Below are 22,573 nucleotides of genomic sequence, written 5' to 3' on the forward strand. Positions count from 1 at the left end.
GCATCGAAGCGCAGGCCATCGAAGCGGTAATCATTGAGCCAGTGCAAGGCATTTTCGATCGCGAACGCCCGCACCTCGGGCACGCGGTAGTCGATCGCGCTGCCCCATGGCGTATGAGCTTCGGTAAAGAAGCTCGGCGCGTAACGGCCGAGATAATTCCCTTCCGGACCGAAATGGTTGTAGACCACATCGAGAAAGACCATCAGTCCGCGCAGATGGGCTTCGTCGATCAGTGCGCGGAGATCGTCGGGCCGGCCATAGGCGCTATCAGGCGCGTAGAGCAGCACACCGTCATAACCCCAGTTGCGGGCGCCTGCGAAATCCGCCAGCGGCATCAATTCGAGTGCGGTGATGCCGGTCTCGACAAGATGGTCGAGCCTGTCGATCATGGCGCGGTAGGTGCCCCCGGGCGTGAAGGTGCCGACATGGCTTTCGAGAAATACCGCATCCTGCCACGGCCTCCCGCGCCAGTGGCCGGCGCGCCAGGCGTAGGCCCGATGGTCGATCACCTCGCTGGGGCCAATTACATCGTCGGGCTGGAAGTCGGAGGCCGGATCGGGAACGTCGAGCTCACCATCGATCCGGAATTTATACAGTGTGCCGCCGTTCAGGCCTGGAACGTCTAGGACATACCAGCCATCGTCACGGCGCTGCATCGGCAGCGCGCGATCCAGCACCAGATCGACGCGCCGGGCGGCCGGTGCGAAAAGCCGAAACGACACACTGCCGTTGTTGATGCGCGGACCGAACCGGCGCGGCCTCATGCGAGGCCTGCATAGGCCAGCACCGAACGGGGCGGCGCTTTCAGCGCGGCGCCCGCCGCGAAATCCGCCGGCGTCTGCTTCGCTTCGGTGGTGTTCAAGACCTGTTGCCAGGTTTTGTATTCGGTTATTTTCGGCAAGGTGAATGCGATCTCTTCAGGTGCTGCGTTCAGCACGATAAAGATCGGTGCCTGCTCTTGTTCCACCGGGCCGAGCACATAGGCCAGAAATCGACCATCGGGAAACGTCCAGTCCGCATCCGTCATCTCGGCGGCCGATGGCGTCAGCCACAGCACGCCGAACGAGCCGTCGGGACGGCGGCCGTCGAGCCAGCGCCGCGCGCGGATCTGGCCGAAGCGCTGCCGCAGCTCGGTCATGGAGGCAATGAAATCGGTGAGATCGTCGTCCTCGCTGCCGAGGCCGCTCCAGTCGACCCAGCCGACCTCATTGTCCTGACAATAGGCATTGTTGTTGCCGCCTTGCGAATTGCCGACCTCGTCGCCGGCCAGCAACAGCGGCAGGCCCTGGGCCAGCAGCAGGCAGGCGAGCTGGTTTTTGCGCAATTGCCGACGCAGCGCGTTGATCGCTGGATCGTCGGTCGGCCCCTCGTGGCCGAGATTGTTGCTGTGATTGTCGCTGGAGCCGTCGCGATTGTCCTCACCATTGGCTTCATTGTGCTTGGCGTTGTAGCTGAACAGATCGGCGAGCGTGAAACCGTCATGCACGGTGACATGATTGACACTGGCGCGCTGGGTGCGGCCGTCGTGATTGAACAGGTCGGAGGAGCCGGTCATGCGGCTCGATACCTCGCCGATCAGGCTGCCTTCGCCGCTCCAGTAACGACGCATGGCGCTGCGATAACGGTCGTTCCATTCCGACCATTGCGAGGGGAAAGCGCCGACCTGATAGCCGCCGAGCCCGACGTCCCATGGTTCGGCGACCAGTTTGACGCCCGACAGCACCGGGTCCTGGCGGATGGCGGTGAGAAAGCCGCTCCTGCGATCGAAGCCGTGCGGTTCGCGCGCCAGCGTGGTGGCGAGATCGAAGCGGAAGCCGTCGACATGGCAGACCTCGACCCAGTAGCGCAGCGAATCCATCACCATCTGCAGCACGCGCGGATGAGTGAGGTTGACCGACGAGCCGCAGCCGGTGAAGTCGTCATAATAGCGCGGATTGTCCGGCTTCAGCCAGTAGTAGGAGGCATTGTCGATGCCCTTGAAGCACAGCGTAGGCCCGAGGTGATTGCCCTCGGCGGTATGGTTGTAGACGACGTCCAGCATCACCTCGATGCCGGCATCATGGAGCCGCGCCACCATGGTGCGGAAGGAATCGAGCGGATTGTCCTGAGCGTAACGTGGCTCCGGCGCGAAGAAGGAGATGGTGTTGTAGCCCCAGTAATTCGCCAGTTTCTTCTCGACCAGCATTCGGTCGTCGATGAAGGCGTGCACCGGCAGCAGCTCGATGGTGGTGACGCCAAGCCGCTTCAGATGCTTGATCATCGCAGGAGAGGACAGCCCACCGAAGGTGCCGCGAAGATTGGGCGGCACATCGTTGCGCTTCTGCGTCAAACCTTTGACATGCGCCTCGTAGATGATGGTGTCTTCCCAGGGAATCTGCGGGCGCATCTCGCGCCGGCCCCAATTGAAGGTCTCGTCGATGACGACGGCCTTCGGCATGCCGCGGGCATTGTCGCGACGATCGAACGAGAGATCCTCGCGCGGGCTTCCCGCGCGATAGGCAAAATGCGCATCGCTCCACACCAGGCGGCCGGCGAGCCGCTTGGCGTAGGGATCCAGGACGAGCTTGTTTGGATTGAAGCGATGGCCATGTTCGGGCTCGTAAGGGCCGTAGACCCGATAGCCGTAGAGCTGTCCGGGCGAGACATCGTTGAGATAGCCGTGCCAGACATCCTCGGTGCGCTCGGGCAGCTCGATCCGCTCGATCTCGCGGCGGCCCTGATTGTCGAACAGACACAGCTCGACCTTGTGGGCGTTGGCTGAAAACAATGCGAAGTTGGTCCCTCGGCCGTCCCAGTTTGCACCGAGCCGCGTAAAGGTTCCGGCAGACGGGCGCATTGAATCAGCTTTCCGGGACGAGAAATATCGCTGCCAGGGGCGGGACGGTGAGAGAGAGCTCGTTTTGACCTTCAGAGGCATGGACCTCGCCGATATTGCCCACGTTGCTGCCGCCGTAGTGAGCGGAATCCGAGTTGAAAGCTTCGCGCCATTTGCCGCCGAACGGCGCTCGGACCTTGTAGTTGTAATATACGTTTGGCGAAAAATTCACGATGACGATGCAGCGCGCGCGTGCATGCTTGCCCTTGCGGAGCCAGGCGAAGATGTTGTGATCGGCATCGTCGGTGATGATCCACTCGAAACCGGCGCCGTCGCAGTCCAATTCGTGCAGGGCCGGCTGGTTGCGATAGAGCCGGTTGAGATCGCGGACCAGCGACTGGATGCCGGAATATCTGGCGTCTTCGAGCAGGTGCCAGTCGAGCGAATGGTCGTGATTCCACTCGCGCTCCTGCGCGATCTCGCAGCCCATGAACATGAGCTTCTTGCCGGGATGGCCGAACATGAAGCTGTAATAGGCGCGCAGGCTCGCAAAGCGCTGCCAGTTGTCGCCCGGCATTCGCCCCAAGATCGAGCGCTTGCCGTGCACGACCTCGTCGTGGGACAGCGGCAGGATGAAGTTTTCCGAGAATGCATAGTGCAGGCCGAACAGGATGTCGCCATGGTGATAGCGGCGATGAATCGGATCCTTGCTGATATAGCTCAAGGTATCGTTCATCCAGCCCATGTTCCACTTGTAGCCGAAGCCGAGGCCGCCGGTATCGACCGGTCGCGATACCTGCGGCCAGGAGGTCGATTCCTCGGCCGCCGTGGTCGCGTGCGGGAAATGCCCGAACAGCTCGGTGTTGAAGCGGCGCAGGAAGTCGATGGCCTCGAGGTTCTCGCGGCCGCCAAATTTGTTGGGAATCCACCCGCCTGAGGGCCGGCTGTAGTCGAGATAAAGCATCGAAGCTACGGCATCGACGCGCAGGCCGTCGATGCCGTAGCGATCCAGCCAGAACAGCGCGTTCGAGACCAGGAAGTTGCGCACTTCGGTGCGGCCGTAATTGTAGATCAGCGTGCCCCAATCGAGATGGCGGCCCTGCATCGGGTTGGCATGCTCGTAGAGCGCCGTGCCATCGAAATGCCCGAGCCCGTGCGGATCGTCGGGGAAATGACCGGGCACCCAATCGAGCCAGACGCCCAGACCTTCACGATGGCAGGCGTCAACCAGCGCGGAAAAATCCTCCGGTGTGCCGAAGCGGCTGGTCGGCGCGAACAGGCCGGTCGGCTGGTAGCCCCAGGAGCCGTCGAACGGATGCTCGCTGACCGGCATGAACTCGACATGGGTGAAGCCCATGTCGCGCGCATAGGCCGGCAACTGCTCGGCAAGCTCGCGATAGGTCAGCCATTGGTTGCCGTTCTTGCGCCGCCACGAACCAAGATGAACTTCGTAGATCGAGATCGGCGCGTTGAGCGAATTGACGCCGGCCGGCGCGGGCCGCGGATGCGGCAGCCCCTTCTCGTCGAGCACGATCGATGCCGTCTTCGGCCGCATCTCGGCGGCGAAGGCGAGCGGATCGGATTTCAGCGGCAGATGCTCGCCATGAGGACCGAGAATGTCGTATTTGTAGTGGTCACCGACCTTGGCGTGCGGGATGAACAGCTCCCAATAACCGTTGCCGCGTACCCGCATCGGGTGGCGCCGCGCATTCCAGAAGTTAAAGTCACCGACCACGCTGACCCGTTTGGCGCTGGGGGCGAGCACGACGAAGCCGACTCCGTCGGTGCCGTCGACCGTCATCGGATGCGCGCCGAGCTTATCGTAGAGCCGCAGGTCGGTGCCTTCCCCGAGCAGATAAAGATCGTAGTCGCTCAGGATCGGCAGGAAGCGGTAGGGATCGTCGAGATCGACGAGATGATCGCCGAAATGCGCGCGCAGGTGGTAACGCTGCAGGCCTCCCGGCAACGTGCCGGCAAACAGGCCTGCGTCATGGATACGCCGCATCGGCACGGCGCCGCCGCGCTCGCCGACCACCTCGACGCGTGACGCTTCGGGCAGAAAGGCGCGAACCACGGCGTTATCGCCGTCGGGATGCTGGCCGAGATAGCGAAACGGGTCGGCGTGCCGACCTTCGATGATCGCAAACGCCTCGGGGGAAAGCTGGGTCATGAGGACTCGCTAGCGGGAAGAGAAACAACGTGAAGCAGATTGCTGAGTGCGATGCGCAGCCAGTCAGGGCGGTGGGTCAGTTCATATTCGATCTCTGTGACGGCTTTTTCCAGCATGAAAAACCGCAACATGGCTGTGACCGTATGCGGATCGGCCGGCCAGAGGCGCTGATTTGCCTTGATCTCGCGATAGCCGGCAAGAAACGCGGCAGTCGCCTGATCGCGCCAGTCCGATAGCGCGGCCGACAGCCGGCCGTGATCGTCCGGCGCCGTCCGCAACGCGCGCTCCAGCGCCATCCGGACCGAGCAGTCGATCGAGCGGAGGAAGCCGGCGATGTCGCGAGCCGGCGGTGCCTTGCGTCGGCGCTCGGCGAGCGACAGCCGCTCGTCGCCGTCGAAATCGACGATGCAGATGTCGTCCTTGACGATCAGAATTTGCCCCAGATGGAAATCGCCGTGGACGCGAATGTTGAGGCCATCGACATCGTGTGGGAGCAGCGTCGAGAGCTGGTCGTAAAGCTCGGCCTGCTTGGCCAGCACCTGGTCGACCAGCGCACGCTCGGCCTCCTTGAAGCGATCGCGGCGTTCGGTCAGCGCCGCGAACATGCGGCCCGCCTGCGCCTTGATGCCCTTCATCCAGCGATCGACATCGCCGGTGCGGGTTGGCTCGGGCACGAAATCGACGAGATCGGTGCTCGATGTCAACGCAGCGTGCAGTTCGCCGATACGCCGTCCGGCCTGCGTCACATAGCGCAGATAGGGCGGCTGCTCCTGGCTTGGGCGGGTATCGCCGTCGTTTGCGCTTCGCACCCGCTGTTCGTCGACGAAACGATCGAGATAGGCAAGGCTCACGGTCCAGCCATTGCCCTGGTTCTCGATGAAGCCGTGAACGCTGCCGATGGCGTAGCGCTCGTCGTCCTGCACGAACTCGACGCTGCCGAGCAGCGGCGCCGCATTGGCAAAGCCCGCGACCTCGGTCAGGAAGCGCCCCATCTCGATCTCGGGATGGATGCCCACCTCGATCTCGCGATGGATCTTGACGAAGAACTCGTTGTCGATCACGGCAAGGCTGTTGCAGCGGTCGGTCTCGACCGGCCTGATATGCTCGGATTCGCGGATCGTCTTGTCGGGGAATTTGCTGGTCGGACGGAATTCGAGCTGCAGGCCGTTTTCTTCCACCGTCAGGGAGCGCTGTAGATTGTGCAGCAGCAGCGCCAGGAAGATCGGACTGATTGCGACATCGAGCAGGGTACCCTCGCGCGCTCCCTGGCGGACCGCCGCGAAAGCCTGCGGATTGTAGCGCTCGCGGTCGAACCGCATCCATTCGATCTGCATCGGCAGCAAATAGCGCTTGGCTTCCTTCTGCTGTTCGATCTCCTTGAAGAAGATCAGCCACGGCCGGTTGTCGCCGATGTCGCAAAACGGAATCGCGGAGGTGAGCGTGGGATGGATCGCTTCCGGCTGATGTTCGGGATACCAGCGCGTACGCGACAGATGGCCTGGCAGTACGTCGCGCTCGAACACGCTGCGGGTGCGGGCCAGCGAAACCCAGGTCGAACCGAGCGGCACCACCAGGGTTTCGAATTCCGGCACGTCGCGCTGCACGACGGGCTCGGATTTCTCGCGCTCCTTGAGCTGGAACCAGTAGAAGCCGTAAGGCGCGAGCGTGATCATGTAAGGCAGCTCGCCGATCGCGGGAAAGCGCGAGCGTCCGAGCATCTCGATCGGGATGCGGTCCTTGAACGCCGAGAGATCAAGCTCGGTCGCCTGCGCTGAGCGCGACAGATTGGCGACGCAGAGGATGACCTCGTCCTTGTATTGGCGGACATAGGCCAGCACCGCGCGGTTGGCGGGCCGGATGAAGCTCATGGTGCCCCGGCCAAAGGCGAGCGTCGCCTTGCGCACCGAGATCAGCCGCTTGGTGGCATTCAGCAGCGACGACAGGCTGCGCGACTGCGCCTCCACATTGACGGCCTCGTAGCCATAGACCGGATCCATGATCATCGGCGCATAGAGCCGGGCGGGGTCGGCGCGAGAGAAGCCGCCGTTGCGATCGGGCGCCCACTGCATCGGCGTACGCACGCCGTTGCGGTCGCCGAGATAGATGTTGTCGCCCATGCCGATCTCGTCGCCATAGTAGATGATCGGCGTGCCCGGGAACGACATCAGCAGCGAGTTCATCAGCTCAATCTTGCGCCGGTCATTGTCCATCAGCGGCGCCAGCCGACGGCGGATGCCGAGATTGATGCGGGCGCGCGGATCGTTGGCATAGGTCGACCACAGATAGTCGCGCTCGACGTCGGTTACCATCTCCAGGGTCAGTTCGTCGTGGTTGCGCAGGAACAGCGCCCATTGGCAGTTGCTGGGGATATCAGGTGTCTGCCGCAGGATGTCGGTGATCGGGAATCGATCTTCCTGCGCGATCGCCATGTAGATCCGCGGCATCAGCGGGAAGTGGTAGGCCATGTGGCATTCGTCGCCCTGACCGAAATATTCCTGCACGTCCTCGGGCCATTGATTGGCCTCGGCGAGCAGCAGCTTGCCTTTCGCGTAATTGTCGAGCTCGCTCCGCAGCCGCTTGATGATGGCATGCGTCTCGGGGAGGTTCTCGTTGTTGGTGCCGTCGCGTTCGCACAGATATGGGATCGCGTCGAGCCGGAAGCCGTCGACACCGGCGTCCAACCAGCGCTTCATCACCTGGGTGATGGCGCTGATGACGCGCGGATTGTCGAAATTGAGGTCAGGCTGATGCGAGAAGAAGCGGTGCCAGTAGAACTGCCCGGCTTCCGGGTCCCAGGTCCAGTTCGACTTTTCAGTGTCCGTAAAAATGATACGCGTTCCCAGATATTTCTGGTCGGTATCGCTCCAGACATACCAGTTGCGCGCGCTCGAGCCGGGTGCGCTGCGCCGGGCGCGCTTGAACCAATGGTGCTGATCGGAGGTGTGGTTGACGACCAACTCGGTGATGACACGCAGGCCGCGCCGCTTGGCTTCCTGGATGAAGCGCTTGAAATCCTTCATGGTCCCAAAATCGGGATTGATGGTGCCGTAATCGGCGATGTCGTAGCCGTCGTCGCGGCCGGGCGACGGATAGAACGGCAGCAGCCACAGCGTGGTGACCCCGAGATCCTGCAGATAGTCCAGCTTGTCGGTCAGGCCGACGAAATCGCCGACCCCGTCATTGTTGCTGTCGGCGAATGCCTTGACGTGGAGCTGGTAGATGATGGCATCTTTGTACCACAGCCCATCGCCGTCGGAATCGGTGACGAGGTTGGTCGCGTCGATGGAGGACAGCAGGTTCATGAGACCCTCACGCTTCCCGGCAGGAGACGAAATGGCGGCGAGAGAGGAGGGCTGGTCCGCCAAGCGCGAAGCGGTTTTCCTCCGAGGAGGGGAGCATAGAAGCAAAAGCGCCGACGGTGAGGGCGCTCCCGAGAGTTTGAGTGATTTTGTTCACGGTGATGCCACTGACAAGAAATTGACGTGCCAACGCGCTGGCGCAGACCACGTCCCAACCCTATACCAAGCCGCTTCGCTGGCTTTGGTTCCGGTAGGAACCAGAAGCCGATGCGACGCGTTAGGCAAGATTATGTCGTTGTCGCTCTTACCGAATTTCCGTGACAGGTGAATCTGTTACGAGCAAAGCGCGAGCCGAATGGATCTCTATAGCCAAGCCCACAATCTCGGAATCCTGACCGAATTTTTTGATGGTCAAGGCGTTCGCCACGTCACCGACGAGGCGGCGCTCAAGATCATCATCGAAGCCTTTCCGGAGGCCCCGCCACGCCGGCTGGTCGATGGCGGAGTGGTGATTCGCTCCGGCCTGCCGGCGCGTTCGCGCCTGCACGACGAAGCCGTGCTGCCAGTGACCTGGACGATTCGGGCGCTCGGAAGCGGGCAGGACGGTCCTGGAAAGGTGGTCGCCAGCGGCAAGGCCACCGAGCAGATGGTCTGCTGGCCGGAGAATCTGGCCGTCGGTTCGTATCGTCTCGAGCTCGTGGATACCTCGGCATGTCATGAAGAGGTGCCGCTACTGGTCGCGCCCGAAAAGGCCTTCGTCGGCGATTTCGAGCGCGGCTGGCTGCTCGCCGTGCAGCTTTACGGCATCCGTTCGGGACGCAATTGGGGCGTCGGCGATTTCACCGATCTCGCCAATCTGATCACGCTGTCCGCGGAGCTTGGCGCCGAAGGCGTCGGTCTCAATCCGCTGCATGCGCTGTTCGACGACCGGCCCGGTGACTTCAGCCCCTATGCGCCGAACAGCCGGCTGTTTCTCAATGCGCTTTATATCGACGTCGAGAAGGCTCCGGGCTTCAAGGGTGGACCCGACCGCGCAGCGCTCGCGCGCGTCCGGCAAACCGAAGAGGTGGATTATAAGAGCGTCGCGGCGCTGAAATGGCCGGCGCTGCAAACCGCTTTTACAGCCTTCAAGGCGGCGGTTGGTACTTCCGAAGCCAAGGAATTCGCGGCCTATCGCACCGAAGGTGGCGCATTGCTGGAACGCTTTGCCGCGTTCGAAGTGCTGCGCCATCGGTTCAAGAAGCCATGGTGGGAGTGGCCTGGCGAATGGCAGCAGCCCGATCAGGGCAAATGCCAGGCATTGCTGCAGGGGCCGGACCAGGACGAAGCCACCTTCGTCATGTATGTGCAATGGTTGGCCGAGCGGCAATTGCGCGGTGTCAAGGATCTCGCCCATCGGCTTGGCATGAAGGTCGGCCTCTATCTAGACGTGGCGGTCGGCGTGCAGTCGGACGGCTTCGATGCATGGAACGAGCAGGGCGCGATTTCGCGCAGCCTCTCGGTCGGCGCACCGCCGGATCCGCTCAACACGGTCGGACAGAACTGGGGTCTCGCGGGCTTCAACGCGCCCGGGCTGGAGCAGAAATCGTTTCAGCCGTTCCGCGACATGCTGCGGGCCTCGATGCGCCATGCCGGTGCGATCCGGCTCGATCACGTGCTCGGCCTGAAGCGGCTCTATTTGGTGCCGCATGGATTTCCTGCACGGCAGGGTGCGTATGCGCAGATGCCGTTCGACGCGCTGTTGGCCGCGACCGCGCTGGAGAGCGTTGCCAATCATTGCGTCGTCATCGGCGAGGATCTCGGCACGGTGCCGCCGGGCTTCCGCGAGCAGATGGCCGATTGGGGCATCTGGTCTTACAAAGTGATGATGTTCGAGCGCGACGACGCGGGCCACTTCCGCGATATCGATTATTATGTGCCGAATGCGCTGATTACCTTCAGCACCCATGATCTCTCGACTTATGCCGGCTGGCGTTCCTTTGGCGACTTGAACACCAAGCGCGCGCTCGGCATCGACCCGGGCGAGACCGACCAGGAGCGCTGGCGTGCCCTTGCGATGCTGGACGAAGTGCTGCGGCACAATGGGATCGAGCGCAACGATCTCTATGCGATGATCAGCTTCCTGTCGCGCACCCGCTCGCGGCTGCTTGCGATCTCGCTGGAGGATCTGTTCGGCGTGGTCGCTCAGCCCAACATTCCCGGCACCATCGACGAGCATCCGAACTGGCGGCAGAAGCTGCCGGTCGCGCTCGAGGATATGATCCGCGCCTTCGATGCTGCCGCATTGAAGGCGACGACTTCCGGGCGCGTCAGAGCGGCAGGCTGATTTCCGGGGCATCGTTCAATAGGCGTCAGGGAATGTCCTCCAGAATCGAAGATTATGCCCTGATCGGCGATTGCGAGACCGCCGCTTTGGTTGGTCGCGACGGATCGATCGACTGGCTGTGCTGGCCGGCTTTCGATTCCGATGCCTGCTTCGCCGGCTTGCTCGGCGATCGCGAGCACGGCCGCTGGCTGATCGCGCCGGAAGGCGATGTTACGGCGCAGTCGCGCCGCTATCGCGGCGACAGCCTTATCCTGGAGACGCGGTTTGAGACCGCCGACGGCGCGGTCGATCTGATCGACTTCATGCCGCCGCGCGGCAAGGCCTCCGACATCGTGCGCCTGGTGCGCGGGGTGCGCGGCACTGTCGCGATGCGGATGGAGCTCATTATCCGCTTCGGCTTCGGCGTCGACATTCCCTGGGTGCGGCGCACGGAGGATGGCTCTGCGCTGCTCGCGATTTGCGGTCAGGACATGACCGTGCTGCGGACGCGGGTCGAGACCCGCGGTCAGGATATGACCACCGTGGCCGAGTTCACGGTCGGCGCCGGCGACACCATCCCCTTCGTGCTGACCTATGGGCCGTCGCATCTGCCGGTGCCGGAGCCGATCGATTCGGATCAGGCGCTCGCGGACACCGAGGCGTATTGGCGGGACTGGACCGGCCGCTGCACTTTCCAGGGCGACTACCGGGACCTGGTGATGCGCTCGCTGATCACGCTGAAGGCGCTGACCTACGACCCGACCGGCGGCATCGTTGCCGCACCCACCACCTCGCTGCCGGAAAAGCTCGGCGGCATGCGCAACTGGGACTATCGGTTCTGCTGGCTGCGCGATGCGACCTTTACGCTGCTGGCGCTGATGAACTCCGGCTATACCGAAGAAGCGCTGGCCTGGCATAATTGGCTGCTGCGCGCGGCGGCCGGGGCGCCGGCCCATATGCAGATCATGTACGGCATCAGGGGCGAGCGGCGCCTGCTGGAATGGGAGGCCAACTGGCTGCCCGGCTATGAGGGCGCGCAGCCGGTGCGGATCGGCAACGCCGCGCATGCGCAGCTGCAGCTCGACGTCTATGGCGAGCTGATGGATGCATTCCACCAGGCGCGCATGGCCGCGCTCAAGCTCAACGACGGCACTTGGGCGCTCGAATGCGCGGTGCTCCAGCATCTTGCGGAGGTCTGGGACCAGCCCGACCACGGGATCTGGGAGCGCCGTGGCGAGGGGCAGCACTACGTCTTCTCCAAGGTGATGACCTGGGTTGCATTCGATCGGGCCATCAAGAGCGCGGAAAAATTCGGCTTCGAAGCGCCGCTGCACGACTGGAAGACCTTGCGCGCGACCATCCACCGCGACGTCTGTGAGAAGGGCTTTGATGCTTCGACGAACAGTTTCGTCGAATCCTACGGTTCGCAACTGCTCGATGCCAGCCTGCTGCTGCTGCCCGCGGTCGGCTTCCTGCCGCCGACGGACTCCCGTATTCGCGGCACGATTGCAGCGATCGAGCAGCATTTGATCCGCGATGGATTGGTGCTGCGGCACGACCCGCGTACGTCGCGCGACGACGAGTTCGAGCCGATCGAAGGCGCGTTCCTGGCCTGCACGTTCTGGCTTGCGGATGCACATGTGCTGGCTGGCGATATCGCCGGGGCCGAGGTTCTGTTCAAACGCGTGATTGCGCTATCAAATGATCTCGGCCTGCTTGCCGAGGAGTACGACGTCGGCGCCGGCCGGCAGACCGGCAACTTCCCGCAGGCGCTGACCCACATTGCGCTGATCAACACAGCCCATAATCTCTGTGAGGCCGCACGGGCGAGCAAGAGGCCTGCGATGCAGCGATCGGAGGGATCGGCTTGAACTCGGAGCAGCCGCACAAACGGTGTCGTCCCGGCGAAAGCCGGGTTCCATAACTACCGCTCGGCATACTCAGACAAGAGCATTGCTCCAGCTTTCGCAAAACGGAAGCCGGTGAGTATGGGTCCCGGCTTTCGCCCGGACGACGTCGGGAGCTTACCCGGCGTTCTCCTTCAGGATCAGCTCCATCGCGTTCGCAAAGCCGTCGTCCTCGTTGGAGGTGGTGACGCGGCTGGCGAAGCCCTTCACCTCGTCCGAGGCGTTGCCCATCGCGATCGAGAGCCCGCTGACCTTGAACATCGCAACGTCGTTATGCATGTCGCCGATGGTAGCAACTGCGCTGAGGGGAACGCCGAGCCGCTGCGCCATCGCGGTGACGAAGGTGCCCTTGTCGCGGCCGGGCGGAGTGATGTCGAGGTAGTAGTCCTGCGAGCGCACCGCCAGCGCCTGCGAGCCCAGCGCGTCGTGCATCGCGGCCTCGCAGCGGACCAAAAGCTCGAAATCGCGGCTCGAGCCGACGATCTTGCAGGCCGAAGACAGATAGGGCGAGAAATCCTCGACGATGGTCGGGTCGGCGCGGATCGCGCGCTTCTCATTCGGCACGTAGTCGCCGTCCGGATGTTTGGTCAGCCAGACTTCGTTGGTGAACAGCCAGATGTCGACGCCGAATTGATCGAGCACATCAATCGCGCGCGCGGCCGCCGAGGTCGGGATCAGGTTCTGCTCGACCGGGTGCATGTTGACGTCGACGATCGAGGAGCCGTTGAACGGTCCGACCGGCAGCGTGATGCCGAGCGGCTCGACCAGGAAGCGCATGCCGATAGCAGGCCGGCTGGAGGTGATCGTGAATGCGATGCCGGAATCGTGCAGCCGCTGCGCCGCCTTGAGCGCGGCGTCGGTCAACGTCTTGTCCTTGGTCAGCAGCGTGCCGTCGACGTCGGACACGACAAGCGCAATGCGGCTCATGAGGGATTCCTGGAAAGCGGGGGAGCGGGCTGCAATTGTTGCACGATGTGGTCCACGATGGTCTCGACCGGCCCGTCGATCGAGACGGTGATCGGCCGCTCGTCGGGCGAGGGCGGCTCCAGCGTCGCGAACTGGCTGTCGAGCAGGCCCGGCGGCATGAAATGGCCCTTGCGATGACCGAGGCGGTCGGCAACCAGACCCTGGCTGCCATTGAGATAGACCATCCGGATGTCGTCGCGTCCGTGCACCAGGATATCGCGATAGGCCTTCTTCAGCGCCGAACAGGCGATGATCACGTGCTGGCTGGCTTGCCGGCAGCGCTCGATCTCGGCGGCGATCGCCTTGAGCCAGGGCCAGCGGTCCTCGTCGGTCAAAGGCTGCCCGGAGCTCATCTTGGCGACATTGGCGGCGGGATGGAAGCTGTCACCGTCTTCGTAGCGCCAGCCCAGGCGCTCAGCGAGAGCTTCGCCAATCGTACTTTTTCCCGAGCCGGCCACCCCCATGATGACAAGGGCGGAGGGCAGCTCAGACGTCGGGTTGGTCACGAAAGTTCTCCGGCCACGCGGCCGCATCGATCAGGAACACCGTCTGGTGCTCCGAGCGGGCGCGATTGGCCGGCAGATTCTCGCCGGACAGCACCCGCGTCAAGATCGCGCGCTTGTCTTCTCCCGCCACTTCGAACAGCATTTTGCGGCAGGACGCCAGCGCCGGCAGCGTCAGGCTGATCCGGGGCACGAAGGGGGCGACATGGGCATGATCGACGCCGACCACCCAGCGATCGCGCACCTCGACTGCCGGGAAGCCCGGAAATAGCGAGGCGGTATGGCCGTCAGGACCGATTCCCATCAGCACCAGGTCGAACAGCGGCTTGGCCGGATCGAGCCTGTCCGCCCGATAGAACGCCTGCAATTCGTCCGCGTAGCGGCGTGCGCAGGCGTCGGGATCGATGCCATCGGTCGGAATCGGATGGATGTTCGATGGCGGCGCGCAGGCGTCGAGAAATGCCTCGCGGGCCATCGTCATGTTGTGGAGCGGATCGCCGGATGCCACGAAGCGCTCGTCGCCAATGAACCAGTGCACGCGCTCCCAGGGCATGCGGCTGCGATAGGGTTCGGTCGCCAGCAATTCATAGAGCTGCTTCGGGCTCGATCCGCCAGTCAGGCAGATCGCGACGCGGCCGGGATTGGCGTCGACCTGCGCCAGCAGCTGCTCTGCAGCCACGGTCGCCAGCGCCGCCTTGTCGGCCACACGCACCAATTGACGATCGTCCGACATCGCCGTCACCCCTGGGCGGGTTTGCGCCAGCTGCGGCCATCGCGGGTCAAGAGCTCCGCTGCCGCCTCCGGGCCTTCGCTGCCGGCAGTGTAGGTCTGCAGGCCGTCGCCTCCGGCCTTCTTCCAGGCGTCGATGAACGGTTGCACCGCTTTCCAGCCCGCTTCAACGCTGTCAGCGCGCTGGAACAGGATGTTGTCGCCGATCATGCAGTCATAGATCAGGGTCTCGTAGCCCGTCGCGGGCTCGGCCTGGAAATAGTCCTTGTAGTTGAACTTCATCTCCACGCCGTCGGTACGGATCGACGGGCCCGGGATTTTGGTATTGAACTGCAGCGTGATGCCCTGCGTCGGCTCGATGGCGATGACCAGATAATTCTCCGCTAAGGTATCGACCGGCGTGCAGGTGAACATCGCGAACGGCGCCTGCCGGAACTTGATCGCGACTTCGGTGCGCTTCTGGTTCAGCGCCTTGCCGGTACGCAGATAGAACGGCACGCCAGCCCAGCGCCAATTGTCGATCGTCAGCTTCAACGCGGCAAAGGTCTCGGTCGCGCTATCAGGCTTGACGTCTTCGGTCCGGGAATAGTCCGACAGCTTGGTGTTGCCGATCTGGCCTGCCGTGTATTGGCCGCGCACCGAATTCTGCAGCGCTTCGGCCTCGCTCTGGATCTGGATGGCAGACAGCACCTCGGCCTTCTCCGAGCGCACGGTGTGGGCGTCGAAGCGCGCCGGCGGCTCCATCGCGACTAGCGACAGCAACTGGAACAGATGATTGGGCACCATGTCGCGTAGCGCGCCGGTGGCATCGTAGAAGCTGCCGCGGGTGCCAACGCCGAGTGTCTCCTCGACCGTGATCTGCACGTGGTCGATGTGGTGACGATTCCAGATCGGCTCGAACATGCCATTGGCGAAGCGCAGCACCAGGATGTTCTGCACCGTCTCTTTGCCGAGGTAATGATCAATCCGATAGATCTGGTGCTCGTCCATGATCTTCAGAAGCTTGTCGTTTAGCGCCTTGGCCGAAGCGAGATCGGTGCCGAACGGCTTCTCAACCACCAGCCGGTGCCATGGGGTGCCGTTATCCTGTTCCTGCAACAGGCCGACGCGGCCGAGCTGCTCGGCAATCGGCGCAAAGGCATTCGGTGGTGTCGCCAGATAGAACAAGCGGTTGCCGCCGGTTTCGCGCTTGGCCTCGAGCTTCTCCAGCTTATCCTTGAGCCGATCGAAGCTCTCCGGCTCCGCTGGATCGGCCTCGATCGCGGTGACGCATTGCAGGAGGCGCTTCGCCACCTCATCGTCGATGTGGCGCGTGGCGTATTTGCGCAAGCCCTCCAGCAGATCGTCACGCAGCTTCTCGCTCGACGCTTCCTTCCGCGTGATGCCGACGATGCAGAAGCGATCCGGCAACAAATTGCTGGTGGCAAGATTGTAGAGCGACGGCATGACCAGGCGGTGGGTCAGGTCGCCGGTGACACCGAAGATGACGAAGGCGCAAGAATCCGGCTTCTTATACGCAAATGAACCGTTCGCCATAGCTCACCCCTTCGGCTTGGCCGCGGGAGCGTTCGGCTCGTGGTGGCCGCCGAAGCCTTCGCGCATCGCCGAGAGAATCTTCTCGGCGAAGGTATGATCCTTGCGCGAGCGGAAACGGGCGAACAGCGCCGCGGTCAGCACCTCGGCCGGCACGGCTTCGTCGATCGCGGCGTTGACGGTCCAGCGGCCTTCGCCGGAATCCTCGACAAAGCCGGAATATTTCTCGAGCCCGGGCTGCTTGGCGAGGGCAGAGGAGGTTAGATCGAGCAGCCAGGATGGGATCACGCTGCCACGGCGCCAGACTTCGGCGATATCGGCGAGGTCGAATTCGAAGCGATGCGCCTCCGGCAGTGACTGACTGTTGGCATTCTTCAGGATGTCGAAGCCTTCGGCATAGGCCTGCATCAGGCCGTATTCGATGCCGTTGTGGATCATCTTGACGAAATGGCCGGCGCCGATCGGCCCGGCATGGATATAGCCGCGCTCGACGCGCGAATCCTTGGCGTCGCGCCCAGGCGTGCGCGGAATGTCACCTGCACCCGGCGCCAGGCTCGCGAAGATCGGATCGAGCCGGTCGACGACCGCCTTGTCGCCGCCGATCATCATGCAATAGCCGCGGTCGAGACCCCAGACGCCGCCGCTGGTGCCGACGTCGACATAATGCAGGCCGCGCTCTTTCAGCGTCATGCCGCGACGAACGTCGTCCTGCCAGAAGGTATTGCCGCCATCGATGATGACATCGCCTGCCTCCATCAGCTTGGCGAGTTGTGCGATGGTGTCCTCGGTGATCTTGCCTGCGGGGAGCATCACCCAGATGGTGCGCGGCTTCTCGAGCTTGCTGACGAACTCCTCGAGGCTGCCGGTGCCCACCGAACCATCGGCGGCGAGGGACGAGACGGCCTTGGTATCGCGGTCATAGACGACGGTGGTATGTCCGTCGCGCGTCAGGCGGCGGACGATGTTGCCGCCCATCCGCCCCAGGCCAATCATCCCGAGCTGCATTTTACCAACTTTCCTGACTTCAACGCCTTAGATCGTGAGCATGATCGTCGCGCAGAGCTTTAGCTCAGCGCGTCCGTGATCGCGGCGTCCAGCATCTTCAGCCCCGATTTGAGATTACCCTTGAGATGCACCCGCAGCGCACGTCGGCCACGCTCGGTCAGCACGTCGAAATCGCCGCGCGCCTGTGCCGCCTTGATGATCCCGAAGCTCGCTTTCTGGCCGGGGATGTCGAGATCGGCAGCGTCATCGGCGGTGATCTGCAGGAAGACGCCGCTGTCGGGACCGCCCTTGTAAGCTTGGCCGGTGGAGTGGAGGAAACGCGGGCCGAATTCGGCGCAGGTCGCCAGATGCTTGCTGTCGCGCAGCCTCACACGCATGGCCTGCAGCGCATCGATATTGCCGTCATTGCGCTCGACATAGCCGAGCAAGGCGACGTAGTCCCCCTTGTCGGCACGGGCGAGATGCGCCTTCAGCCACGAGGTCAGGCTGCCGTCGGCGCCGTGTTCGCGCAGCGCCTCGGCATTGTGGGCATCGGTATAGAGCTCGCAGCCCTTGGCCGACATCACGGGCTGTTCGCTCGGCAATGCGCCGGATTTTTCGAATTCCGCGGTAAGCTCGCGGGTCTTGATCTTGGCGGCCTCGACATCAGGCTGGTCGAACGGATTGATGCCGAGCACACTGCCGGCGACTGCAACGGCCATCTCGAAACGGAAGAACTCCTGGCCGAGGTGATCGATCGATTGCATCACGATACGCGCCACTGGATGGCCGGCCTGCTCGAGCGCCTCGAGCTTCTGCTCATGCACATCGTCCTGCTCGCCCTCGGTGCGGATATCGATGAAGAAGCGGTCATTGCCGTAAAGGGCGGGTTCGCCGAGCGGCTCACCATCGATCGGGATCAGGCCCTTGCCTTCCTTGCCGGTGGACTCCGCGATCAACTGCTCGGCCCAGGCGCCAAAATCGGCGATTTTGGGCGAGGAGAAGATCGTCACCTTGTCGCGGCCTTCGAGGCCGGCCAAGCCCATCGCAAGCCCGAGCTGCACGCCGGGATTCTCACGCGGCGGCACGTCGGCGCCGCACGAGCGCACCATCGACAGCGCGTTGGTGATCAGCTTGCGGACATCGATGCCGGCGGTCGCGGCCGGTACCAGGCCGAACGGCGACAGCACCGAATAGCGGCCGCCAATCGTCGATTCGCCGTGGAAGACGCGCGCAAAGCCCTGGCGTTGCGCGGTCTTCTCCAGCGATGAGCCGGGGTCGGTGACGGCAATGAAGCGGTGACCCGCCCTCGCGGCGCCAATCGCATCCGATACGCGCGCGAAGAAATAGTCCTTCATCGCGTTGGGCTCGGTGGTGCCGCCCGATTTCGAGGAGACGATGAACACCGTCCTGGAGATGTCGATCGCCTTTTCCATCGCGCGCACCTGCGCCGGATCGGTGGAGTCCAGCACATGCAGCTTGGGGAAGCCGGACTTGCGCGGGAAGGTCTCCGCAAGCACCTCGGGGCCGAGGCTGGAGCCACCCATGCCGAGCACGACGGCATCGGAGAATTTCTGTCCCTTCACGCGCTGGGCGTAATCCTCATAATCCCTGAGGTCGGCCTTGGCGGCGCTGGTCAGCCAGCCCAGCCATTTATGCTCGTCCTGATCGGTCCAGACCGACGAATCCTTCTGCCAGAGCCTGCGAATCTTGGCGCCGGCGCGCCAGTCTTCGGTGGCCTTCGCGACCTTCTTGTCGAACTCGGCTCCGGTCGCGATGGTTTGCTTGCCGATGTCCGCGCCCAGCACGGTCGCGCGCTTGTGGGCGACCGCGCCGTAAAGCTTGTCCGCGGCGTCGGCGAACTGCTTGACGCCGTCATTGACGAGCTCCGCCGTGATCGCATCGAGCGAAATGCCGGTGTGCGCGAGTTCGTCGAGCACCGCTTTGGCATCCTCGACGTTCTCTTCCAGGCTGTCACGCACTTTGCCGTGATCGCGGAAGGCGTCGAGCGTTGCCGGGGGCACCGTGTTGATGGTGTTGGGGCCGATCAATTCCTCGACATAGAGGGTGTCACGATAATCCTTGTTCTTGGTGCCGGTGGACGCCCATAATAGCCGCTGCGGCTTGGCACCCTTGGCGGCGAGCGCCTCCCATCGCGCGCCCGAGAACAGCCGCTTGTAATCCTGATACGCCATCTTGGCGTTGGCGATCGCGACCTTGCCCTTCAGCGCGGCGAGCCGTTCCTTCTCTGAGGGGTCGTTGGCCTTGGCAATCTTCTCGTCAAGCTGCTTGTCGACCATGCTGTCGATGCGGCTGACGAAGAAGGAAGCGACACTCCCGATATGCGACGGATCGCCGCCGCCCTCGACATAGCTCTCGAGGCCCGCGAGATAGGCTTCGGCGACCTCGCGATAGACCGCCTGCGAGAACAGGAGCGTGATGTTGACGCTGATGCCCTTGCCGATCAGGTGCTCGATCGCGGGCAGTCCCTCGTCGGTCGCCGGCACCTTGATCATCAGGTTCTTGCGGTCGACCGCCTTCCACAGATGCTTGGCTTCGGCGATCGTGGCCTTGGTGTCGAGCGCTAGATAGGGCGATACCTCAAGGCTGACGAAGCCGTCATTGCCGTCCAAGCGATCGTAAACCGGGCGAAGGACGTCGGCGGCGTGCTGAATGTCCTCGACCGCGAGCGCCTCAAACAAGGCTGACACCGGTCGATCGCCGCTCTTCAGCGCTTTTCCGATGGGCGCGTCATACTCGTCGGAGCTGCCGATCGCCTTCTCGAAAATCGACGGGTTCGACGTCACGCCCTTGACGCCGTCCTGGTCGATCAGCTGCTTGAGGTCGCCTTTCGCGATGAAGCCTCGGGCGAGGAAATCCAGCCAGACTGCCTGGCCATGCTCTTCGAGTTTCTTGACGGGATTCATGGCTGCCTATCTATATGCGCTGGCTTGCTTTTTTTGGGGTTCCAGCATTCGGCGGAGGGCCGTATTTGTCAATGGAACCGGCCGCCACTATGGGCTCCCCCTTTGGATAACGCCATTCATAATGGATTGATCCCGGGGGAATCCCAAGGTGGGACGGCCAGATTTCATGCGCTGTCACATTGCGGCTGGCCTTAATCCCGACGGCGCTCCTCCGGGTCACTCAGGGCCGAATGTACAGATATCCCTGCGACTGCAGCTCGGCGATCCGCACCACGCCGCCTTTCTCGGCTTCGACAAATCCGGGCAACAAATCCGCCAAGGTGACGTGCTGCGCCTTCATGGTGTTGCCGCAGGCGGCGAGCTGCAGCTTGGCTTTGGAGAATTGGTCGATCTTGGCGCTGACGTCGGGAAGCGCCCCGAAGGCGTGGAAAGCTTTCAAAGCCGGGCCGTGCACCACGAGCGCGATGGTCACGTGATCCGGCCCGCCGACGCCATCGAGGTGATTCTGGATATTGCCGAGCACGAAAGCGACCTTGTCAGCGTCGCTGAGGTGATAAACCACCTTGAGCTTGTCGCCGGGTTTGTCATCGCCCTTGGCGCTCGCCGCGGCCTGCGCCCGGGTCGCCGCGAAGAACGCGCCGGCTGCCGAGAGCGCGCCCCAGAGCATATTTCGACGATGCATGTTGCCTCCTTGCAAACCACGAATGCAGTCACATGTGTTCAATGACATGCTATCATTTGTGCCCGATGGCCGCGAGTGCCTTGCGAAAGCCGAACAGCGCGAAAGCCAAAGAGCGTGCGACAGGCGAAGAGCGCGGCATGATTTGGATGTTGGCACGACCAGGCAGGAACGAACCGCTTGTCGTCGCCTTATTGTCGTGGATTTCACTGTCGTGAATTTGCGCCGTCATGAACGGCTTCATCGATGGTCCTTGCTTCGGGTGATGCGCAAGATGAGAGGCGTCATTGCGGCGAACGAATCAGGCGCGAGGCTTGCTGCGGAAGCCGGCACGCGACATCATGAGCACAATACGGCCATTGGAAATTGTGATCTCGATGCGGCTGGACAGGTTGTCGGCGCGATCACGCGCGACGAGCGTCGGTGCCTTCAACGCAACAAAAATGAACGAGTGACAGGATCGCGGAATTGCGGGGGCATGTCGCTTGTTAGGAAAGCGATAACTTTCGAGGGTCAGGCTATCTGTGCCAAGACGGTAGCGGCCGAGTCGCATCGAGATCGGTCGCCTCCGAAACCATCTGTGTTGAATTGGAATACGGCGCGTCGAAAGCGACTCGTGTCTGGAAATGCTGAGTGCCGCCTGCGTGTCCCCGCCGGTTCACAATTGTTTGTGCACCGCAGGGGAGTGCTCCGGCGACAAATCACCGGTGATTTGCGGATGTTGCGAAGCGGCGACAATGGGCTCCAAAACCAGTGGTTCGGACGCGTTTCTGCCGAACTATTGGTCCAACTGCTTGTTGATACAGCAGCGGCTGCTCGCACTTTGCATTGCAGAGGCCCGGTTGCCGTGTGCCCAATGGCGACCAGAATGTCCATGTTAAGTGAGTCGGTGACGAGGATCGAAACGCTTCCGTAGCTCGACTGGCAGCAGCAGTGCGGCGGAACTCACGGTGGAGCAGGATCATGTACAACGATTCTTTGTTCAACGCTTTCGCCAGGTCGTTCGAGGCGAGAAGTCAGACCGACATGTCGATGGCCGAATATCTTGAATCGTGCCGAACCGACCCGATGCGATATGCCAACGCCGCTGAACGACTACTAGCTGCGATCGGTGAGCCGCAGATGATCGACACGGCCAAGGACCCCCGCCTTGGCCGTATCTTCTTGAACCGCACGGTGCGCCTGTATCCGGCCTTTTCCGGCTTCTACGGCATGGAAGATACGATCGAGCGCATCGTCGGCTTCTTCCGCCACGCCGCGCAGGGTCTCGAAGAGCGCAAGCAGATTCTCTATTTGCTCGGACCGGTCGGCGGCGGCAAGTCCTCGCTCGCCGAGCGCTTGAAGCAGCTGATGGAAACGCATCCTATCTATGTGCTCAAGGCAGGCGACGAGCTGAGCCCGGTGTTCGAAAGCCCGCTCGGGCTGTTCGATCCTGACACGCTCGGGCCGATGCTCGAAGAGAAGTATGGCATTCCGCGCCGCCGCCTCACCGGGCTGATGAGCCCGTGGTGCTACAAGCGGCTGGAGGCGTTCGGCGGCGACATTTCCCAGTTTCGCGTCGCCAAGCTGCAGCCGTCGCGGCTGCGTCAGATCGGCATCGCCAAGACCGAGCCCGGCGACGAGAACAATCAGGACATCTCCTCGCTGGTCGGCAAGGTCGACATCCGCAAGCTCGAGACCTACGCCCAGAACGATCCCGACGCCTACAGCTATTCCGGCGGGCTCAACCGCGCCAACCAAGGCGTGCTCGAATTCG

15 protein-coding genes and 1 pseudogene are annotated in these 22,573 nt (G+C 62.8%); 3 read left to right on the top strand and 13 right to left on the bottom strand.

Going from position 1 to position 22,573, the window contains the following annotated elements; all coding sequences use genetic code 11:
* The 4 genes from WA702_RS06830 to treS form a co-directional block, all read right to left on the bottom strand.
* A partial coding sequence (locus tag WA702_RS06830) for an alpha-amylase family glycosyl hydrolase (RefSeq protein ID WP_425109772.1) occupies window positions 1-764 on the bottom strand: 764 nt, incomplete at its 3' end.
* Window positions 761-2,836, bottom strand: a complete 2,076-nt coding sequence (gene glgX, locus WA702_RS06835) for a glycogen debranching protein GlgX (RefSeq protein ID WP_425109773.1) — start codon at window positions 2,834-2,836, stop codon at window positions 761-763. The genes glgX and WA702_RS06830, both read right to left, overlap by 4 nt.
* A gap of 4 nt (window positions 2,837-2,840) precedes the next feature.
* Complete coding sequence (glgB, locus tag WA702_RS06840) at window positions 2,841-4,985, bottom strand: 1,4-alpha-glucan branching protein GlgB (protein WP_425109774.1); 2,145 nt, start codon at window positions 4,983-4,985, stop codon at window positions 2,841-2,843.
* Window positions 4,982-8,287: a maltose alpha-D-glucosyltransferase gene (gene treS, locus WA702_RS06845; RefSeq protein ID WP_425109775.1), complete on the bottom strand. Its 3,306-nt coding sequence runs from the start codon at window positions 8,285-8,287 to the stop codon at window positions 4,982-4,984. The genes glgB and treS overlap by 4 nt, the downstream gene beginning before the upstream one ends.
* Window positions 8,288-8,639: 352 nt before the next feature.
* On the opposite strand from treS, the gene malQ reads away from it, so the two are divergent.
* The gene (gene malQ, locus WA702_RS06850) at window positions 8,640-10,610 is read left to right on the top strand and encodes a 4-alpha-glucanotransferase (RefSeq protein ID WP_425109776.1); all 1,971 of its coding nucleotides are present in this window, start codon (window positions 8,640-8,642) and stop codon (window positions 10,608-10,610) included.
* 32 nt (window positions 10,611-10,642) lie between these two features.
* Window positions 10,643-12,460: a glycoside hydrolase family 15 protein gene (locus tag WA702_RS06855; protein ID WP_425109777.1), complete on the top strand. Its 1,818-nt coding sequence runs from the start codon at window positions 10,643-10,645 to the stop codon at window positions 12,458-12,460.
* Window positions 12,461-12,613: 153 nt separating this feature from the next.
* Here WA702_RS06855 and WA702_RS06860 read toward each other — a convergent pair whose 3' ends face one another.
* The 9 genes from WA702_RS06860 to WA702_RS06900 form a co-directional block, all read right to left on the bottom strand.
* A complete protein-coding gene (locus WA702_RS06860; protein ID WP_425109778.1) occupies window positions 12,614-13,423 on the bottom strand; it encodes an HAD family hydrolase in 810 nt (269 codons plus the stop codon).
* Window positions 13,420-13,968: a gluconokinase gene (locus WA702_RS06865; RefSeq protein ID WP_425109779.1), complete on the bottom strand. Its 549-nt coding sequence runs from the start codon at window positions 13,966-13,968 to the stop codon at window positions 13,420-13,422. Before WA702_RS06865 ends, WA702_RS06860 begins: the two co-directional genes overlap by 4 nt.
* Window positions 13,949-14,698: a 6-phosphogluconolactonase gene (gene pgl / locus WA702_RS06870; RefSeq protein ID WP_425109780.1), complete on the bottom strand. Its 750-nt coding sequence runs from the start codon at window positions 14,696-14,698 to the stop codon at window positions 13,949-13,951. Before pgl ends, WA702_RS06865 begins: the two co-directional genes overlap by 20 nt.
* Window positions 14,699-14,703: 5 nt before the next feature.
* Window positions 14,704-16,230, bottom strand: a complete 1,527-nt coding sequence (zwf, locus tag WA702_RS06875) for a glucose-6-phosphate dehydrogenase (RefSeq protein WP_425109781.1) — start codon at window positions 16,228-16,230, stop codon at window positions 14,704-14,706.
* A gap of 3 nt (window positions 16,231-16,233) precedes the next feature.
* On the bottom strand, window positions 16,234-17,232 hold the full coding sequence (gnd, locus tag WA702_RS06880; protein WP_425109782.1) for a phosphogluconate dehydrogenase (NAD(+)-dependent, decarboxylating): 999 nt from the start codon (window positions 17,230-17,232) through the stop codon (window positions 16,234-16,236).
* Window positions 17,233-17,291: 59 nt separating this feature from the next.
* On the bottom strand, window positions 17,292-20,138 hold the full coding sequence (locus tag WA702_RS06885) for a bifunctional transaldolase/phosoglucose isomerase (protein WP_425109783.1): 2,847 nt from the start codon (window positions 20,136-20,138) through the stop codon (window positions 17,292-17,294).
* A 220-nt stretch (window positions 20,139-20,358) separates the two neighbouring features.
* Window positions 20,359-20,820: a DsrE family protein gene (locus tag WA702_RS06890; RefSeq protein WP_425109784.1), complete on the bottom strand. Its 462-nt coding sequence runs from the start codon at window positions 20,818-20,820 to the stop codon at window positions 20,359-20,361.
* Between the two features lie 52 nt (window positions 20,821-20,872).
* Window positions 20,873-21,061 (bottom strand): hypothetical protein, encoded by a 189-nt coding sequence (locus WA702_RS06895; RefSeq protein ID WP_425109785.1) that lies wholly within the window; start codon window positions 21,059-21,061, stop codon window positions 20,873-20,875.
* Between the two features lie 57 nt (window positions 21,062-21,118).
* The gene (locus tag WA702_RS06900) at window positions 21,119-21,370 is read right to left on the bottom strand and encodes a hypothetical protein (RefSeq protein WP_425109786.1); all 252 of its coding nucleotides are present in this window, start codon (window positions 21,368-21,370) and stop codon (window positions 21,119-21,121) included.
* Window positions 21,371-21,780: 410 nt separating this feature from the next.
* Here WA702_RS06900 and WA702_RS06905 point away from each other — a divergent pair.
* A pseudogene (locus tag WA702_RS06905) lies at window positions 21,781-22,573 on the top strand (PrkA family serine protein kinase); the annotation flags it as partial.

The organism is Bradyrhizobium sp. (assembly GCF_049798375.1).
In the GTDB taxonomy this organism is placed as follows: domain Bacteria; phylum Pseudomonadota; class Alphaproteobacteria; order Rhizobiales; family Xanthobacteraceae; genus Bradyrhizobium.

Bases quoted from the DNA above. Each gene is read 5' to 3' on its own strand.
- malQ (WP_425109776.1), top strand. From the start codon at position 8,640: ATGGATCTCTATAGCCAAGCCCACAATCTCGGAATCCTGACCGAATTT.
- zwf (WP_425109781.1), bottom strand. From the start codon at position 16,230: ATGGCGAACGGTTCATTTGCGTATAAGAAGCCGGATTCTTGCGCCTTC.
- glgB (WP_425109774.1), bottom strand. From the start codon at position 4,985: ATGACCCAGCTTTCCCCCGAGGCGTTTGCGATCATCGAAGGTCGGCAC.
- WA702_RS06900 (WP_425109786.1), bottom strand. From the start codon at position 21,370: ATGCGACTCGGCCGCTACCGTCTTGGCACAGATAGCCTGACCCTCGAA.
- glgX (WP_425109773.1), bottom strand. From the start codon at position 2,836: ATGCGCCCGTCTGCCGGAACCTTTACGCGGCTCGGTGCAAACTGGGAC.
- treS (WP_425109775.1), bottom strand. From the start codon at position 8,287: ATGAACCTGCTGTCCTCCATCGACGCGACCAACCTCGTCACCGATTCC.
- WA702_RS06855 (WP_425109777.1), top strand. From the start codon at position 10,643: ATGTCCTCCAGAATCGAAGATTATGCCCTGATCGGCGATTGCGAGACC.
- WA702_RS06895 (WP_425109785.1), bottom strand. From the start codon at position 21,061: ATGAAGCCGTTCATGACGGCGCAAATTCACGACAGTGAAATCCACGAC.
- WA702_RS06885 (WP_425109783.1), bottom strand. From the start codon at position 20,138: ATGAATCCCGTCAAGAAACTCGAAGAGCATGGCCAGGCAGTCTGGCTG.
- WA702_RS06860 (WP_425109778.1), bottom strand. From the start codon at position 13,423: ATGAGCCGCATTGCGCTTGTCGTGTCCGACGTCGACGGCACGCTGCTG.
- WA702_RS06890 (WP_425109784.1), bottom strand. From the start codon at position 20,820: ATGCATCGTCGAAATATGCTCTGGGGCGCGCTCTCGGCAGCCGGCGCG.
- gnd (WP_425109782.1), bottom strand. From the start codon at position 17,232: ATGCAGCTCGGGATGATTGGCCTGGGGCGGATGGGCGGCAACATCGTC.
- pgl (WP_425109780.1), bottom strand. From the start codon at position 14,698: ATGTCGGACGATCGTCAATTGGTGCGTGTGGCCGACAAGGCGGCGCTG.